12 protein-coding genes are annotated in these 18,219 nt (G+C 44.3%); all 12 read right to left on the reverse strand.

Going from position 1 to position 18,219, the window contains the following annotated elements; translation table 11 throughout:
* Position 1: 1 nt before the first annotated feature.
* A complete protein-coding gene (locus ACYVAA_RS01060) occupies positions 2–4,288 on the reverse strand; it encodes a PKD domain-containing protein (RefSeq protein WP_460538149.1) in 4,287 nt (1,428 codons plus the stop codon).
* Positions 4,289–4,299: 11 nt separating this feature from the next.
* Positions 4,300–7,110 (reverse strand): hypothetical protein, encoded by a 2,811-nt coding sequence (locus ACYVAA_RS01065; RefSeq protein WP_460538150.1) that lies wholly within the window; start codon positions 7,108–7,110, stop codon positions 4,300–4,302.
* A complete protein-coding gene (locus ACYVAA_RS01070) occupies positions 7,098–10,235 on the reverse strand; it encodes a baseplate J/gp47 family protein (protein WP_460538151.1) in 3,138 nt (1,045 codons plus the stop codon). The genes ACYVAA_RS01065 and ACYVAA_RS01070 overlap by 13 nt, the downstream gene beginning before the upstream one ends.
* Positions 10,236–10,246: 11 nt before the next feature.
* Positions 10,247–10,657, reverse strand: coding sequence for a GPW/gp25 family protein (locus ACYVAA_RS01075; protein ID WP_460538152.1), 411 nt, complete (start codon positions 10,655–10,657; stop codon positions 10,247–10,249).
* A 2-nt stretch (positions 10,658–10,659) separates the two neighbouring features.
* Entirely contained in the window at positions 10,660–10,950 is a 291-nt protein-coding gene (locus ACYVAA_RS01080; RefSeq protein ID WP_460538153.1) for a PAAR domain-containing protein, read from the reverse strand.
* Positions 10,951–11,793: 843 nt separating this feature from the next.
* On the reverse strand, positions 11,794–13,542 hold the full coding sequence (gene vgrG / locus ACYVAA_RS01085; protein WP_460538154.1) for a type VI secretion system tip protein VgrG: 1,749 nt from the start codon (positions 13,540–13,542) through the stop codon (positions 11,794–11,796).
* Positions 13,543–14,229, reverse strand: a complete 687-nt coding sequence (locus tag ACYVAA_RS01090; RefSeq protein ID WP_460538155.1) for a CIS tube protein — start codon at positions 14,227–14,229, stop codon at positions 13,543–13,545.
* A gap of 3 nt (positions 14,230–14,232) precedes the next feature.
* Positions 14,233–14,391 (reverse strand): DUF5908 family protein, encoded by a 159-nt coding sequence (locus ACYVAA_RS01095; protein WP_460538156.1) that lies wholly within the window; start codon positions 14,389–14,391, stop codon positions 14,233–14,235.
* Positions 14,391–14,834, reverse strand: a complete 444-nt coding sequence (locus tag ACYVAA_RS01100) for a phage tail protein (RefSeq protein WP_460538157.1) — start codon at positions 14,832–14,834, stop codon at positions 14,391–14,393. The genes ACYVAA_RS01095 and ACYVAA_RS01100 overlap by 1 nt, the downstream gene beginning before the upstream one ends.
* 5 nt (positions 14,835–14,839) lie before the next feature.
* Entirely contained in the window at positions 14,840–15,268 is a 429-nt protein-coding gene (locus ACYVAA_RS01105) for a phage tail protein (RefSeq protein WP_460538158.1), read from the reverse strand.
* 147 nt (positions 15,269–15,415) lie between these two features.
* Positions 15,416–17,350 (reverse strand): phage tail sheath family protein, encoded by a 1,935-nt coding sequence (locus tag ACYVAA_RS01110; protein WP_460538159.1) that lies wholly within the window; start codon positions 17,348–17,350, stop codon positions 15,416–15,418.
* Positions 17,351–17,362: 12 nt separating this feature from the next.
* Positions 17,363–18,217, reverse strand: coding sequence for a hypothetical protein (locus ACYVAA_RS01115; protein WP_460538160.1), 855 nt, complete (start codon positions 18,215–18,217; stop codon positions 17,363–17,365).
* Positions 18,218–18,219 lie beyond the last annotated feature (2 nt).

The raw sequence follows: 18,219 nt of genomic DNA on the forward strand, positions 1-18,219 counted from the left end.
TTTATGAGTTTATAAGGCCCATTTGTTCCCTGATGGCTTCTTGTACGTATGGAGCCTTGGTAAACACTTTGATGAGTGCTTCGAAGTAAGCAGCCATATCTTTTTCCACGTCCCAGATCACCTTAAATTCAATCAGCTGCTTCATAGTTTCAGTAATCCGCAGCATCACCTTATTGAATTGGTCTTTATTAATATCAAAATTTTCTTCTGGCTGGCATTTGATCAGCATATAGAAGAGTTTGATATATACCTTATAAAGTGCTTTGGCAGGAGGCATACCGGGTCCATTTCCGGAATTCATCTCGATCATGTATTCCACCAGGTTATTGATTTGTTCGGTGATTTTTTCAGTGATGAAATCATTCTGTTTGCCTTCCAAATAGGTTTGTGCCTCACGGGCGGTATTAACAAGGACATCAATGGCTTGCGAAAGGATGCCTTGGCCCCAGCCGTCTATTTTTTCGAAATCGGGTGAATTTAGGAATGCGCCGTAGCGTTTTGCCTCTGTTTGGATAAAGGTATTGCCTTCTTCCATGCATTGTCCAGGCTCTGGATTATCTGTAGTGAGAGAGATGGTTTGAACCGCTGATTGGGCTTGTTCGCACAAGTTGTTAAGGTCTACAGTAACAAAAGCGGTGATCTGATCCATATCACCAGAGAAGTCCTGCACCAAGGTGGTGGACGTTGTTGGCTCCAGGGTTTTATCTTCTATGGTCCATCTATAAGCCGTTCCGGACGGGAATGGACTGGTTATGGTAAAAGTAACCCTATAAGCGGCATTGCTTGGGTTTCGGGCTACGCTGGCCGTAAAGCTGACGGTAGGTCTTTCGAAAATCCTTACCACCAAATCAGTGGACTCGCCATTTACTGTAAAATTCAGTTCCTTGCCCAAGTTAATGGTACTTACCAAATGTGGGTTAAAGACATATTTGCCCGATACCAACTGTACGCCTTCCCCATCAACTACCCCATTTTCTGGTGTCACCTCAAATGGAATCGGCTGTGTTTGTCGGTCTCTACAGATCTCCTTAGGATTGAGGTCCAAACTCACTTCTTCATCGGCTTGTTCAAAAAGGATTTCTCCTGTTACCTCAGCTGGACAAGCCCCATTTGTAGGAGTAATGGTCAGGCTTATGGTCACCTTGTTTTCTTCATTTATAGGAAGCTGATAGGTTTTTTGCGGATTCTTGTCCGTGGAGCTCGTACCATCACCAAAATCCCATGCATAGGCAGCCCCTTCGAAGACCGGTGAAGCTGATAGGCTCAGGGTCGGGTTGCTGACGGGCCCATCAGGAAGGTTCAAAACAAATACCGGGCTTTGGTGAACAGTCAGTTCGGCATTGACCGTCTCCCCATTCACCGTAAAGGAAATGGCCTGGCCCAGCATGGCTTTAGGGAAAAGTGCCGGATCGATGGAAATGGCACTTGTTCCGATAATCACCCCTGGGATCTCCTCGCTGGTTTTGATCTCCCCGTCGGCCGGAATGACCTCAAAGGATACCGGGGCCTGATCCAAGCCCAAGCAATAAGTGTCCTCATCCAGATTAAGGAATACCACCGGACGTGGAACAATGAAGTTGATAGGATTGCAATCAGAACAACATCGGTAGGGTAACATGAAATCGGCTATGACCGTTTTGTCCTTTAAATTGCTTTTGAGTTGACCCATGGTCAGTTCAAAAAGAGAGGAAGGTTGCAAGCCTGCTGAAAGTCTTTCCTTTAAGAGGTCAAGATCACTTTCCAGTTTGGTAGGATCAGTAAAAAGGTTCAGCTCTTTTGCCAGGGAATTATAATCGATTATCTTGGATTCCAAAGCACTGGTCCTGCTTGTACCTTCCTTTGAACCAAGAGCTGTGCCTATCGTGAACTGATTACCTGTTCTTGCTGGCTGGGTATAATATACCATTACAAAGGTACCTCCTTTGGGGACTCCCGCCTGATGTTCCAAACCAGGGTGATGTTCTATAAACTTGTTCAATTGAAGGCCTTCCAAGATGATTTTCTTTCGGGCTTCAATTTCCGCTTGCAGGATTTTTAGTTTGTTAGCGGCACAGCAAATAGAAGTATAATAGAGCGCTTGTGACTGATAAAAGGACTTCAAGCGGTCATTTAAATCCAACTTTTCAATTCTCTTACTGAATTCGTTTAGCTTCAGGCAGAGGCTTTCGATGGATGTCTCGTACTTTCCGATATAGGTATTGTCCAATTCAAATAGCCTTTCCGGGATGTAATTAGAAATATCATAAGAGGCCGCAATGATCTCAATGGGTTTGTCTATAAAGGTTGCTTTGTAGTCTGCTGTGATGTTGATATCCTTGATATAATTGATGGCTTCCTTTTCAGCTGCCACTTTGATGTCGTTATAACTATAATAGGTTTCCGTTCTTGATTTGATCGAGCTGTCAAAGACAATGCCCAAGGCTTCGGTGTCTTTGTTGATGTTTTTGGAGATGCTATCCTGGATACTTGTTCTGGTCTTTGTCTTATAATCTTTAGTGGATTCGAAGAGGTAGGGATAAAGCCTTTGGGCCTCGGCAAGGGTGATTTTGCCTGATTTGATCAGTGTGGCAAGCTTTTCCAAGGTCATCTGTTTACTTTTTTCACTGGGTTTGGCCGTGGCTACAGCTTCTTCCCTGATAGCTGGGGAGGGGGGTGGGTTCGTTGATGTATTGGCGGCCAGCAGTTTTTTGATATCCAGTGAGGAGAAAAACTTGGAAATCTTCCCGGTGATGCAGCTGATCTCATCATTCCAGGCTTCCAGCAGTACCATTAAATCTTCAAAATGGCATTTGTAATCTTCCATTTTGATATTTTCCAACACTTGGTCAATGGAAAGGGCTTTTACATCAAAATCAAGGTTGTAGGTGCTAACCATGTCCTGTATTTTAATCAGGGCTCGTTGGTAATCTTGTCCGATATGGCCTTCAACTCTATAAAAGTCATAATTGCTAACATCATATTCCAAAGGTTCAAATTTCACCTCATTGGTTGCTGGGTCGACCTCTCTTTCATATTGGTAGATATCCTCCTGAAAACCTTTGGCTGTCTTTTCATAGCTCCAATGGTTCAACAGCGTGGGGTTGGATTTGTAATAAACCGGAATGGCCTTATCTCCTAGCCTTCCCCTTTGCTGGGAAGGAGTGATGCGTAGGGTTGTAGCGGATTTTCGGTAGAGCTTAAGCAATAAATAGAGCCGCTCGACCAGTAGATGAAGCTTTGCTGTAAGCCGACTATCTCCGGTTATGGGAGATTTATAGAAGGAATGACGGTATTGGGCATATGGCCTTGTATCGCCCACTATTCCAAGCATTAGATGCTTTGGAAAGGCCTTGATATCAGGAAGGCAAGTGGTGTTTAGGTTGAACAACTGATCTATTATCTCATGGTAGGTGTCGACCACGTCTTTCAGCCAATCATAGTCATATTGGAATTGGTTGACGAATTTTGGATGAGGCTTAAGCGCAAATTGGTTGATATAGCTTTCAATGTTTTTGTTTAGTCCAAGAAAGTCACTGATTGCTTTGATGCCGGATTTTAGTTGGTTAAGGTTTAAGGAATTGATGGCCGCATAATAGCTGTCTTCCAATTTTTGGAGCTTTTGTGTATTGGCTTTGCTGAGCAGCACCCTTTTTAACTTTACTTTCTGTAAAGAGGCATATACGGATTTGATATCAATCTTTTCGTATACAGTGTCCTTAGACATCAAGTAATCAGCCCCTTCCTTGTCTGTTAAAAGCACCCTTAAACGGGCCACCTGTTCCACACCTTGGTTGTCACAATCTATACCCCCACAGAGGTCAGCTTCCTTGGCATAGGTTTCCAGGTAGAGTACCACTACCTTTTCGCTCAGTCCTTCCAGATTTTGTAAAGGCAAATCTGTATCGGCCTTTTTGCTTTCCGGAACAATTTCCCAAAGATTGATGCGGTTTTCACCATTTAAAAACCGCGGATAATTGCCATGGATATCCTCAAAAGCATGGTAATGGCTGTATTCAAGATCCCCATCCACCAAGCTTTTGGCACTTTCATTGGGAATGTCCTCCAGGAGTTTTAAAAGATCCCCGTCGGTAGTTACTCCTACACCTTGTCTAATACTGACACGGGTAGGATTGCTCAATAGCTTGGTCCTAAAGCCGCAGACCAGTCCCACTCCATTTAAAAATACTCGCGTCAACCTGTCCTGATCTTCAAAAAAAGCAATGGATTCGTTCAATTGTGTATGGGTGAGCACCTGGTCTACCTTGTAGGTACGGTACTGTGTGGTTATAGCGGTAAGTTTATTGGCCATGACGGTATTGATTAAAGAGTTCCCAAGTTCGTTTTTCCTAAAATAATTTTGCCAGCTAAGTCCTCCTCCTCATCTTGACAGTTGTATAGTCTGCCTGACGGATAGATGGTGTGAAGGCCTGTAAGTATTGTTATCAATTCATTCAGCACCTTGTTGTATTTATTCAAGGATGCCGCTGAACCATCCCGCTGATGGATATCGGTGTGTTCCAGTAAAAAAGCCTTGTAGGCTTTTTCAAACCTGACTAACTGGTTTTCTTTAAAGATGGGTTCTGTGGGGTTTTCCACATCTTCCTGCGGTATTTCAGGCTCCTCTCCCTCCCTGTATCCTATCCAACAGATTTTTGCCACTATATGGGCCGGAAGCTCTTCCCTGATCAGGTTTTCCAGATAATCCCTAAAATCCTTATTGGCAAACCGGTAAGTATATCCCGGTAACACAATACTGACCCTGAAGGAATAGGGATCGATATTTTGACAAAGTTCAAAGTCGTCTGAGCAAAAGGGCATGAAGCGTGCTAAGGTATAGTCCTTCCCTGCCTCAGCCTGTGTTTTGGCATGAGCATTATCTTTTTGGTTGGGACGAAGGAGGATGTGCTCTATCAGGAAAATGCCCTCTTCGGTAAATTTGTACTTAATGAATGAGATAAGCGCTAAAATGCCATCGACAACCTCTCTCCGTCCTGCGTAGTATTTGAATTGTTTCGCAATGATATAATCCGTATCATCTTCATTTTCGATTTCAGGATCGATTACATCAAAACTGAATTTTTCCGAGGTGGCGGTCTTATGAATATGAAAGCTGCCCTGTTTTATAGATGTCCCAAAGCTGATCTCTTTCAGCGCTTCGATATCTTTTTCCCTGGTTTCAAGAATTTTCAAAATAGAGAAATACATCTCCTGTCCAGCTTCATTATAACTGTCATAGGAAACGGTAGCGGAGAGGATAATTTTGTTTTCTTCATCCCGTATCCGCCACCGGTAGACCCAGTTTCCATTTATATTTTCATACTTGTAAATCTCTACTGGGGAATCTGATATTTTTCTTCTGCTATAGTCCCTGATGCCTGCTAAACGGGCAATCCGCTTTTGTACACCGCTGACATTTTTGGTGTTCCAAAGCTGATCCCCTTCCTGTTCATAATAATTGAAGGCTTCTCCCCTTTCCCTGCTGATCACATCGTATTCTTTCAGTAGCTCCTGTTTGTGTTGAAGGACCAGTTCATCGGTGCTTTCCCCGTAAAGAAGCTTCATCAAAAAGGCATAATTGCCAAATTGCTCGGCAAACCTTGCCAGTAAATGGTCCAATAGCTGATTCCTTCTGGCGATATCTTCATCAAGCAGTCCCATTAAAGCCTCCGAAAGACTTTCATCATCATCAAAAAGGTCCTCATACTCTTCCTTGATCAGCTCATTGAAGCCTTTGATGTCCTTAACTGCTTGGGTAAAATAGCTTTGCTTGGGCTTTTGGTCCAGGGAAAGCACTTCTTTTATCTTTTCCAGATGCTTAAAGTAAGAGGCCAGAATTTGGTCAAAGAACATTAAGTAGCCTTTGAGCTGTTTGGCTTTGGCATGTCTCTCCGGCCCAAGCTCTTTCGGTAGGCCTTTGTCACTAAGCCCGTAAGTCTCTGGGAAATTGTGTTGGATGGAGTCATAATGCCCCCATGGACCAGCCACTCCTTCCGGGAGAGGGGGCTCCCTATGTTCAGCTGCGTGGGATAGCTGCTCTTTACGGGCCAAAAGAATTTCGTTTTTGTAAGAAGCAGCCTTGTTTTTGTTTAGATTGACCGGAAGGATTCCCTTGAAGTAATTTATTGTGGTCTTATCACAAAGCTTGGGCTTTTTGTTTTCGGGCACGCAAATGATCCAGTTGTCCCCATTTTTTTCATCTCCTGTATTGCAATTGTCCATGGTAATCTCCTTGACCAACTTCACCCCCTTGATTTTCATGATGAGATTAATGATATCCGACAAGCGAACCTCTTTGCGCAGTTCAGAATCCATCAATTCCTGGAGGTCAATAAAGCCATGGTCCAATAATGGGCCTTCAAAAATCTGCTCTGTAGGATAGCCCTTATCCGTCATTTCTTTAAGGGAATAAAATTGTGGAGCTGGGGCAAGATAATCTTCCAAGGCAATGATTATCTGTGCATGTACAAACTCTTCATCTGCTTCAGGTAAAACTTCCACATTGGCGCAAATAGAAATGGGATGGGACGATACTTTCTCTACCGAAATAAGGTCTTCACAAAGGTTTCGGTGGGCATGGAAGGTTTTGTATATGGCACTTTGGAGGTCTTCTGACAGTTCCTTTTCGGCATCCTGAGTTTCTACCAATAGCTTATAGAGGCCTTTGAGGTTGAATTCCGTTTTCAGCGCGTCCGTGGTGTGTTTAAAATCTTCTGCATCATAGGAAAGTTTTTGCTGTTTCAGGTCTGCGTGGACCGGGATAATGGCCTTTTTGACCCAGCAGTTTTTGATTCCCGGGATATCAATCATGATCTTCCGGATATCCAACGCGGTGGTAGCCGCGGAAGGTAGGGTGGCCGTGGCTTTGTAAAACTGTCCCTGATAGTCCTTTTTGCCCTCTTGGCTCATCAAATCGGCAATTGGAAGGTCAATCCTGTGTCCCAGATCAGTGATGGCATAGCATAATACTTCCAACATGGTAATTCCGGGATCATGGGTATTGTAATCCGTCCAAAGTTTGGAACCAAACTGCTCGATGTAGTTGATCCCTTCCTTTCTCAAAAAGTCAAAATCCAGGTCATTGTTTTGTGCCTTGATTTTGGGAATGGTAATATGTGGCCTTAGTGTTGACATGCTTCTTCGGGTTCGTTATTCGAATTCGAACAATTTTTTTCCACCAAATCGATCTTGTGATTTTTTGCCGAAACCAATATGGATTTGGGATCGGTTGGATTGATGACTTCTTTGTTTTTTACTTCCTCAAATTCAGGATTGCAAGGGTCAGTACTGTTTTCAGCCCTTCTCTTGAACTGGATATCTTCCAAGTAATCCACATAGTTGAGTTGCTCCAAATAGTGGATCAATTGGCTTTTGTGTAGGGAAACCCCAAAACTGACTGTGGTCGTTTGATCGTACGCCCATGGAGAAAGAAAGCGCTTGATGTCTTCCTGTATCTGTATCAGATAGAAATTCTCATCCAATCCTTTTTTGAATTTCACCTTCAAGACCACTCTTACCTCCTCATAATGGGGATTGATGACGGATGCATCCACATGGAATGAATTCAGTCCATTGATAAAAGTACTTACCTCGTTGAGGGTGGCTTGGCTCACCCGTGGCTGGTAAATGTCAAAAACCTTTTGTTGTACAGTATCCGGAACCAGAATGAGGGTTACGTTTCCAGGAGACTGGAAGGCCTTCTCACGGGTATGGTTGAGGCATTTTACCTTATGGACTTTTGGGAACTGCTGCAAAATCAAATGTTCGTAATCCCATAGGCTTATGGCCCGCTGCTTATGTCTTAATCGCTCACTGATTCTGCGATAGTAGGCATCATCGTTTTCCTGCTCTTTGCCTCCAAAGGAAGGAAAAGGCTGTTTGATGCTTTTTACGGTGCTTAAGCGCTGCTGCAATTTGCTGATGGTCCCGGCTTCCAGTCCTTTGTCCAATTGGTCACCGTTATTTCCGTTGTCTTCAAATACAGCTTCTACAGCCTGGGCTTGTACATCTAGCAATTGGCACACTACATCGTACGGTTTTTTCATCTTGGCCCTCAACCAATGATAACCAGTTGGCAACCTTGTATGGTCTGTAGTGGCCTGTTTTGGTAAGACAAATCTGAAAAGACCTGTTTTGAGGAAAGTTGGGCTTTGGTTAAGTACTATATCGTCCGCATCCAAGTCATGCCAGGCATTATTGGCCAGTACAGCCCAAGTAATCTGTTGTTTTCCTTTGAAAATATTCAATTCATTGGGGTTTTCACTGCCTTCCAAAAACTGAAAAAGCAGTGATATTTGCTGCAACGGAAGGGCTTTTTCAAGCCCTATATACAGCTCTCCCCCATGGCAAAAAGCCGGAATCAAACACAGCTCCTTTTTGTCGGTGGAGTTGGGATAGGACTCATAATGTCCAAAAGGTTCTTCGTGGTAAAGCTTTAAATCCGTAGCGGAGACATTTGAACTAAAGTCAATTGTTTCTTTAGCCGTATAAGAGAGATTAATGTTCTCAGCAAAAGGTGTATAGGGTTCTTTTGGTAATTCCTCGATGGTAGTACTGTTGTTGCTTTTTATGGCGGCAAGGGTAAAGTACTGGGCATAAAGTTCGTGGAGAAAGGAATTGCTTATGCTTAGCTTTAATTTCTTTTCTTCCCCATCTGCCCAAACGGGACTGCCGAATTCAATGTTAAATTCAGCATAGTAGCCTCCTTCACTGGATTCCTCAAAAAGGTTTCCCTCACTTGCGCCCGGCATAAGTTGCGCCTTAAAATATTCCGGCCCATCGACAATTTCGTCCCCCGCTGAGGTCAGATAAGCACTATAGTGGCTTTTGAAGTCTATGGGAGTATTTAGCCAGTCCATCCGAAAGCTCATGGCTGTCAACGGTTTGTGTATTGCTTCTGGATAATGGATCCTAAAGGAAGCACCTTTTGAGGGCCTTGGGGTAAAAGGGAAAAAGGGCTTTTCCGGATTGAGATTACCCAATTCATTTTCTATGATCGGCTTTTTGATTTCCGTTACGGTGGTTTTAATGCTTAGCTCCCGGAGGATGTTCTCGTTTAGCAGTCGGTATAAGTTATAGCCTTCTTTGTTCTGCGTCAAAAAGCTGACTTTAATAAGCGGTAGATGGGTATCGTATTGACCGCCATGGATAACGGGATCATAGGCAATCACTGCCGGACTGTCTTCGGCAAGAGTAAAAGCCAAAGTGAGGATATTTCCGCTTATTTCCGTGGCTTCTTCGAATTGGGCAAAGCCCAATGTCATCCATTCTTTTTCCAAGGTGATGGCCAGGGACAAAGCCTTGTTTAGCGTGGTCCTATCAGCATTGAGAATGGTATCCGTAAAAGTGAATTTAAGGGTCACTGTCCTTCTTCCCCCCGCTAGCAGAAGCATGCTTGAGGCAAGTGAAAAGCCAATATGGGCATTGGGGAGTGGCAAAAGCTCCGTGGAACCACTACATGGTTTGGTATGCCCAAACGGCCACCATTGCCGGCTTTCTTTTGGGAAATCTGCCCCTAAACCATCTGCGGAATTGGCAATAGGGGATGCCACCATGATCCCGCTTTTTGAATCGGATTCAAGATTGCTAATGCTGCTTTTGGGAAGCTTGATCTCGTTAAATACATTTTTTAGCTCAGCCACTTTGGTTTGATTGACAAGGGCTTCTTCTATTGTCAAATAGCTTCTTTTGCTTCCTTGGCTATCTTTGCCTCCATCCAGAGCTGTTCCGGCATCCAGCTTGCTTTGGGAAATGTTTTTGGCCAACTCAAATACGAGATAGACGTGATCAGGCACCAAAGGGGCTTTCTCCAAGTGCAAAATCTCCCGGTAATAAAAGTCGAGATGCCGCTTGGTCAAGCCGTTGAACCGATCCTGACCATGCTCCAACAGTTTGAGAAAACTGATAAACAAGGTCAAATGTGGGGTTAGATCCCGCGTGGAGGCAGCTTGGTTCAAGTAGGTATCGATTGTTGCTTTAAGGTTATCAATTACCTTTTTGTCAGGATCCTTTTGTAGGATGTTTTTGTCATCGGTAAAAAAACTGAAAAAGGAGGACCAGTCACCATTGGGATCCTTAGGGTTTTCTTTTTTGTAAAAATTAAGGTGGGTAGAAAAATTAAGCGCAAAGATGATCCAATCACTCAGCTTGAAGCCTTGTAGCTGGAGGCTATTGGGATCCAGCTGCGGAATATGCAAACTGGTCCGGTCAGTCCCATCTCTTTTCAAAATCTTAACGATATGGTTACAATCCATACTCATTTATACTTGTTTTAGATATTGGTTCCTTCATTGATATAAAATGGAAATACCATATTGTTTCGGGCGTTGGTGGCCCTCACGCGGTATTCAATCTGAATCAATAGTTCTCCCTTTAGGGCATCACCCTGGTTGATGTTGATTTTTTCCGCATCAATCCTAGGTTCATGGTATAAAATGGCATTTTTGATTAATTCTGATACATAGGTCTTAAGGGTTCTATTTATTGGATTGAAAAGCAGGTCCTCCAAATTGCAGCCATAAGTGGGCTGCATGACCCTTTCACCGAGTTTGGTGCTCAGGAGAATCTGGAGGCTCCTTTGGATATCCTCTACTCCACTGGTGGTTTTGAGTGTTCCCTTTCCCTGATCAAATTCAGGTGGGAAGCTCCAGCCTGTACCCAAAAAGTCATCACTTCCATTCATCTTTATCCTATTAAAACTGTTGGTTCTCCTAATACTATGCTGCCTCCATGGGCGGTGCTGTCTCCTAACCTTGCTGCAGGCATCCCTCCTATCAGGACAGTGGCAGAACCGGCTATGATGCTATCAGGAGGTCCTGTACAAACGGCCATATCACCTACGCGCGCAGCGGGCATTCCTCCTATGAGCACGGTAGGCTCTCCTGGAGGCATGATCGGCCCCCCGACATGGGGAACAGGTCCATTGGACATCGGACAGATATGCATATCGTTGATTCTTGCTGCGGGCATTCCCATATTTTAAGTCTTTAGATATTAGACTCTAGACCCTAGACTTTAGACTCTAGATTTAAGACATTTGACACTCCTCTTAATCGTTTTTGGCTTTCATTTTATGTCAACCTAGTTCAGCACATCTCACTTCCCCCTGGCCCCCTAAAGGGGGAACACCCCCTCACTGCCCATCGCCTATACTATTGTGGACTTTTTTGCCCCTTGGGACTTGCTATACTCTTCGTATGTCAGTATCTATTCCCATTAGTTTTTCTCTCTTTACTCTTTGTTCTTTGTTCTTAATAATTCCTACTAGCTATGCTCCCCCCTGGCCCCCTAAAGGGGGAACACCCCCTCACTGCCCATCGCCCATACATTTGTGGACTTTTTTGCCCTTGGACTTGCCATACTCTTCGTATGTCAGCATCTATTCCCAATAGTGTTTCCCTCTTTCCTCTTTGTTCTGAATAATTCCTACTAGCTAAGCTCCCCCCTGCCCCCCTAAAGGGGGAACACCCCCTCACTGCGCATTACCTATACATTTGTGGACTTTTTTACCCTTCTTGGGACATGCCATACTCTTCGTATGTCAGCATCTATTCCCATTAGTTTTTCTCTCTTTACTCTTTGTTCTCAATAATTCCTACTAGCTAAGCTCCCCCCTGGCCCCCTAAAGGGGGAACACTCCCACACTGCCAATCGCCCATACATTTGTGGACTTTTTTGCCCCTCGGGACATGCCATACTCTTCGTATCTCAGCATCTATTTCCATTAGTGTTTCCCTCTTTGCTCTTTGTTCTTGCTTCTCCATACTCCATACTCAATACTCTATACTCAATACTTAATACTCCATACTAAATCCTCCACTAATTGATCTGTACCAATGATCCTTTTATAACCGCTACTGCACTGGTGGACAGTTCCGCTCCTGCGCCCCCCTCAGCTTTGTATTGGGCATCTGCCTTGGTGCTGATATTAACCCCTTGGACATTGATATCACCGGTTGCTTTTAAATTGAGATCCTTGCTCGATTCAATGGTAATCCCATCGCCGTTCATCATGACCTTATTGCCGTTTTCATCTTCCAAACTTATGGCTCCCTCATCGTCCGAAAGGGAAAGTTTATTGCCATTAGGTGTTTCCAATACGAAGCTGCTTTTGTCGTCATCGAAAATCATCTTGATACCGGAGCGAGTAACAATCCCCTTTTCGTGGTTATCATCAGATCCAGGTAAGGGGGATGGCTTCGCGCTGCTGTGCAGGCAGCCTAATACAATGGCATCATTGGGATCTTCATTGATAAAGCCAACGATTACCTCATCCTCCAATTCCGGCCGGAAACTTACTCCTCGTTCTTCTCCCGCATCAAGGCAAGCTTGCCTGCACCAAATTCCCTGTTCTTCTGAATTGACGATGGGCAATTTGACCAAAATCCGGTCCTCACCGTCTGGATCCCCTTCCAATTGGGTGACAATGCCGATCTGCAATCCCTTGATGGCAGCTGTCAATCCCGCTGCAGGTGGTGATTGGATATTTTTTTCGCTCTCTGAGAACCAGTTGGGGTCGAAACCAAATTGGGCATCCACAGTCCAATTTCCCTCGGAAATTTGGTGGCTGATGGCTGATATAAATACCTTGCCATTGAAGCGGTCCCCCACTCCTTCCAAAAGCAGCATTGCCCCGGGTTTAACCGAAGGGATTCCCTGAAACTTGACCCTTCCCCTGATTTTGGCCATTTGCTGAAAAGTCCATTTAGAGTCCGCCCAGTCCTGTAGACTGCTGTCCATTTTATTTCCTCCATGCCTCAGAACCACCTCCGATTCATCTAGCAGTGAGGCTAAATCCGATGCTTCTATGTTGCCGTTGGCAGCTAAATTAGGATCAGTACCTTCCATTTCCTGGATTTCTTGGTTGGCAGGATTCCAGGCTTGGGAAATGACTTTGGGAACCTGGGTTCTGGCATCCATCTCCGCATCAAATTCCAGCATAGTGGCTCCAAAGGTGACCGTTTCTACCTCCTCAGCATTGAGGTCTGGTTTTTTCAGTGTGATTTTTCCATCATCGATCAGACCAATTAATCCATTAGCCTGGGCACGAAGCATCATAAAATCCCAGTCGGTAACATCATACTGAATCAGTTCTGCGTGTGTGGTATTGGTTGCTTCGACCTCCTTGTCCAAGGCATAGGCCCCAATAAGTTCTTCCATGATATCGGCGTCAGAAGATTCGTAGAAATAGTTGTTTTTCCTTCTCAAGGTCATTTTTACCGCTTGATCCTTCGCCTCGACCAGAAGCAGGAACTGGTTGCTTCTGACTTTGATCTGCTGTTTGATGATGATTCCCTTAAAAATGGTATCCTCATCGGAATGGTATCCAGCGGTGATTTCGATTTCCTTGCCTGGAATGAACAGCTCGTCATTGCTGGCGGAGAAATCACGTTCAGCCGGGTTTCCATCCAAGATGGCCAGTTTGGCAGTAGGGATACGGTTGGTTTCTTTGTTCACCATAATGCTTTTTACCTGAAAGCTTCCGGGAATTTCCTGACCTTCAATCAGCACCTTATGGGTCACTCTGTCGACACTTTGGCTGGTTTGTATGGTTCCGCTGTTATTCATTTACTTTGCTTTTTCAATGGGAGGAAAGAAAATTTCCATTCCGGTTTCCAACTTTCTAAAGTTCGTAAGCTTGTTGGCTTTGGCTACGCTCAGGTAATACCGAGAATCTCCGTATATCTGATAGGCCATTAGTGGCAGACTGTCTCCCTCCTTCACGGTACGGAAATGAGTCATGTCAGGAGACTGGTTGTTTTCCTGGGCTGTCCTTAGCTCTTCCTCGACGAACTCACCGATTTTGGCCGTGGCTAATGCCCTGATGGGCGTGCCGTCCGGCCGGAAAAGTTTGTACTCAATATCCATCTCCTTGAGGTAACCTTTGAACAAAAGACTGCCCCAAGTGATCATCAGGTAATTGGGTTTGTGCTTTTCCCCATTGTATTCGTAGACCACTTTTTTGAAATGCTCGAGGTCGTTGATTACGCCGTCTTCAGAAGCTTCGTAGCCGGCGATGACCCCGGTACGGTCAAATAGAAAATCAAGCTCCAGGGTTTGGGGAAGGATCTTGTTAAAACGTATGGGAGCGGCACTGGTGCCAGAGGCCTGGTCTTCGTTTTGCTCTACCCGATATTGGAATTTGTATTTTTCTGGATTGAGCAGGGTGGTGAACTCCCCGTTGTCGACTTCTTCGGAGAATTTGGCATCCTTATAAGCCACAATTTTTAATTTTTCCAACTTACCTTCGCTCATGACTTATCGTTCTTTTTTGGCTTCCAAAATTTCCATGACCTGCTCTACACATTCCGAAATGATTTGCTGCTTGTCCATTCCTTTGGCAGCACCTGTAGGAGAAGATGTTTTGCCTTCGTCCACAGTTATTTTGATATGCAGCTCTTTGATCTCTATGGGCATCAGATGATTGTTTTGAAGTAGTTATAGGACAACTCGATGGATTCAATGGCCATTTTACTTTCCTGGGCATTAAAATCTTCCACGGTCCACTTTACCGGGTAGGCATGCACCACATTCCAGGTCATTAGAGGCTCATGCTCTTCATTGAGCAGTTTGACGGTCAGGTCGATGGGCTTAAATTCAAAGTCTTCGATAGCATCCCTGCACCATGAAATGACTTTAGAATCTGCTAAAATGCCCCTTTTCAAGATCAAGTTGGGATACTTGGTCTTGACAGGAAATTTATGCTTGAACCGGTTCTCCCCTCCTTCAGCAAACTCTTCTGTGTCGATATCCACTGACAGTCCCGAAACACTTTGAAATTCGTGATCATGCCTTTTGGAATCTATACCGGTGAATTCCACAATAAAATGGAAGCTGGAAGGAGGATAATAGGTGGCCATATGCGCTATTCATTTTGGATGGATAATCCTTCATGGACCAGTTCCATGGATTCAATGGCCACCTCATTTCCGTCTCCTTTGAGGTCTGTGCTTTGGACTTTGAGCGGCCAAGCATTTTTGACTTTCCAGGTTACCACTGGCTCATGTTCTTCATTGAGTAAACTGATGGTAATGTCCCTTCTGTCCACTTTATTGAGGTTGATGGTATTGTACCATTCATAATATTCATTGTCACTTTTAAAAGTGCCCCGTTTCAAAGTAATGTTGGAGAACTTTTGCATACCGGGCATTTTGATTTTGCTGTATTCCGGACTTGCTCCATGTCTATATTCTATGACTTCCGTTTCCACATCCAATCCGGAAACTTCTGTAAATCCGATTTTTGTTCCTCCCCATTGTACAGAGAAGTGAAACTTTGATAATGGATAGCTCATGATAGTGTTATTAGTTATTGAAAAATTGAGTTATTGAAAATTAAGGTAAGGGATCTCTGAAAGGCCCCATGAACTTATGGGATTCCCACTTCGTCCTTCCCACTTCGTCCTTCCCACTTAGTACCTCGCCTTCGTATGTCGTCCTCACTATGATTCCTGCATTTTGTGGGAGAACTTCAAGATGATGAATTCAGCTGGACGTACTACTGCCATACCTATTTCAATGTTCATCTTGCCGTTCAAAATGTCCTGGCTGGTCATGGTTTGCCCCAGCCCTACTTTGACATAAAAGGCATGTTCTGGCTTAGCACCTGCCAAAGCACCTGCTCTCCATTGTAAAATCAGGAAATTCTCTATCATGGCCCTTACCCTTACCCAGGTGTTTCCATCATTGGGTTCGAATACGAACTGTTCTGTGGCCTTTTTTATGGATTCCTCGGCCATATTGAAAAACCTTCTGACAGGAATGTAACGCCACTCATTGTCATTTCCCGCCAGGGTGCGGGCTCCCCAGACCATGGTTCCTTTTCCGGTGAAGGTCCTAATTACATTGATGGATTTACCGGCGTCCACATCCACATTGAGACTTTCCTGTTCTTCATGGGTAACATTGACTGTAGGACCTTTGATGGCGGTAAGGCTGACATTGGCGGGAGCTTTCCAAACACCGCGGTTACTGTCCACGGCAGCGTAAATGCCGACTATGGCACCACTGGGAGGCAATACCACTCCCTTTTTCTGAATGGCACTTAGGATGGCAGCATATACCGGATCCAGCATCGCCATACTTTCGACTTTAAGTTCTTTGCTGCCCTTCAGTTCGGTGATGTACTCGTTGATCAGTGAAGTGAGCTTTCCGGTTATGCTTTTAAATTGGGGGGCAGCATTGACGGCTGTTTGTGTCGCCGTATAGATATCATTGGAATTTGCCGGAGCAGCCAATGTCAAACCGTTGAATTCTTCCCCGGCATTGAATCCATTACCGGCAGTTGTGTCCAAAATGGTTCCTGTCCATGAGGGCATGGAGGCGGCACTGTTGGCATTGTCGCTGAAATGGATGTAATCGTAAAAAGTCTGCACGAGTGATTGGAAGTTGGAATTTGGTCCCACGTATCTCTGATGGATCAAGGCTGCGTTTTTGGGGTCGCTGGCATCATTGTCCGCAGGACTGAGAGCATAAAAGGCCTTTAAATAATCAAACAGTGCCTCTGCATAGGTGGCCAATTCTGTCCGGTTGGTAATAGCAGTATTAGCAGGAGCTGAAATGGCCCCTGCAGCGGTGATGTCGGTGGTGATCTTATTGATCCCTCCCACTAAGGTAGGATTCAATAAAGTGGTGATATCTGCCAAAGGCGCACCGTCTTTGGTATAATCGCCATTGATGATGGCATCATAAGTGATACTGAAGGGCAAGGTGGTCTTGATCCAAGGGTAATAGGAAGCACCATATTTTAGATAGTTCATGCCGACATTATCCCTAAAATCCTGGATGGGGTCTGTTGTTGGGGTGATCTCTTTGTCCCCATTTACAATATCCATTACAGCAAAGCGGTCTTGCAGTTTGTTGCATTGGCCCAGCATGGCAGCATGTACTTCTCCTGCTTCAGAAACACTTAGATGTACTGTTTCCGGAATTACCAGCAAGGTGGGTTGGTCCACTTTTTCCAGGGTTTTCAGCCCATCCAACAGTGCTTGTTTATCAATATTGCTTGCATCAGTGTTATAGTCCCCAACGGAAACGATATAGCAGTCACCTCCTCCATTGGCATAAAACATGCGTAGGGAGTCATACAGCAGGTTAATGCCGTTTACCACCGTGCTTTTGACCGTATTGTCGCTGTTGAGGTTCACTTCGAGTGTAGTCGGCTCAGGGCCTGCACCAAAAAAGAACTCATAGTCCGGTAGGGAACTGATCTTGATGGGTTTTACGATGCTTTCAGCGTGGTAATCAACACCATCAATCACAGCCATTTTGGTATAGCCGATAAAAGCGGGTATTGCGGTTTCTACTTGCGCTACGGATGGAGGAAACTTCGTGATTTCCTCGATGTAAACACCAGGTGTTTTATATGTTGTTGCCATGATTAAAAATGTTTAGATGAATATTTCTGAGTAAAGTTTATTGCCTATTTTTTTTACTTGACCGGCATTGGGATTGGGGAATTTATACTTATCCAGGTCTGCTGGTGGTGACTTGAAGTCGGAAGGGGGCTCCAGCTGAATAAAGCCAAAATGGGTCAAAGGTTTTTCCTGTTTGGTTTCCACTTCAAACCCAGCCTTATTATTGATGTATTTCCAGATGGTCTTTTGGTTCTCAAAATGGATTTTGAAATGGGGCAAATTGTTTTTTAGCTTGCCATTGTTCTGGATAATACTCATTGCTGCATTATCTCCTTTTAGATGGAGTTTAATAAGTCCATCAGGAGCAGTGCCTGCAAACCCGTTTTGCTCCAGTAATGCCAATTTATTTTCATCGATGAAAAGAAAGTTTTCATTGACGGTTTTGGCTTCCGAATTCCTGTGAATAGCTTCAAAAGTAACAGGAGCCGGTAGATCAGGGCTTTTGTTGGTAAAGTACATTAACGCTGTCCCAGTGGCTCCAAGTTTGGTGTAGTTTCCAAAAAAGGGATCAAGGATGGTTATGGCAAATACCAAAGCATCATCATTTGAAAGCGCTATATAGGGTTCTCGGTGATCATCTTCCGACACTTTTAGGGCAATAAGGAGGTGGTCCTTGTAGTGCTTAAAAACCATTTTAGAGCCGGAAATTAGTCTTGAGGTCTCTTGTGTCGGTTTTATTCGAATAAATGAACCGAAGTCAAAAAGTTCCAACTGTCTATTTTTATCTTTATCGGTCATATCAAAAAATGTTTCCTCACCATCATTTAAAAAATAGTTGTGATGGATGCTCAGCTTTATCAATGGCTTATAGATAGAAGAGGCTATCATGT

Source organism: Echinicola sediminis, from assembly GCF_054777495.1.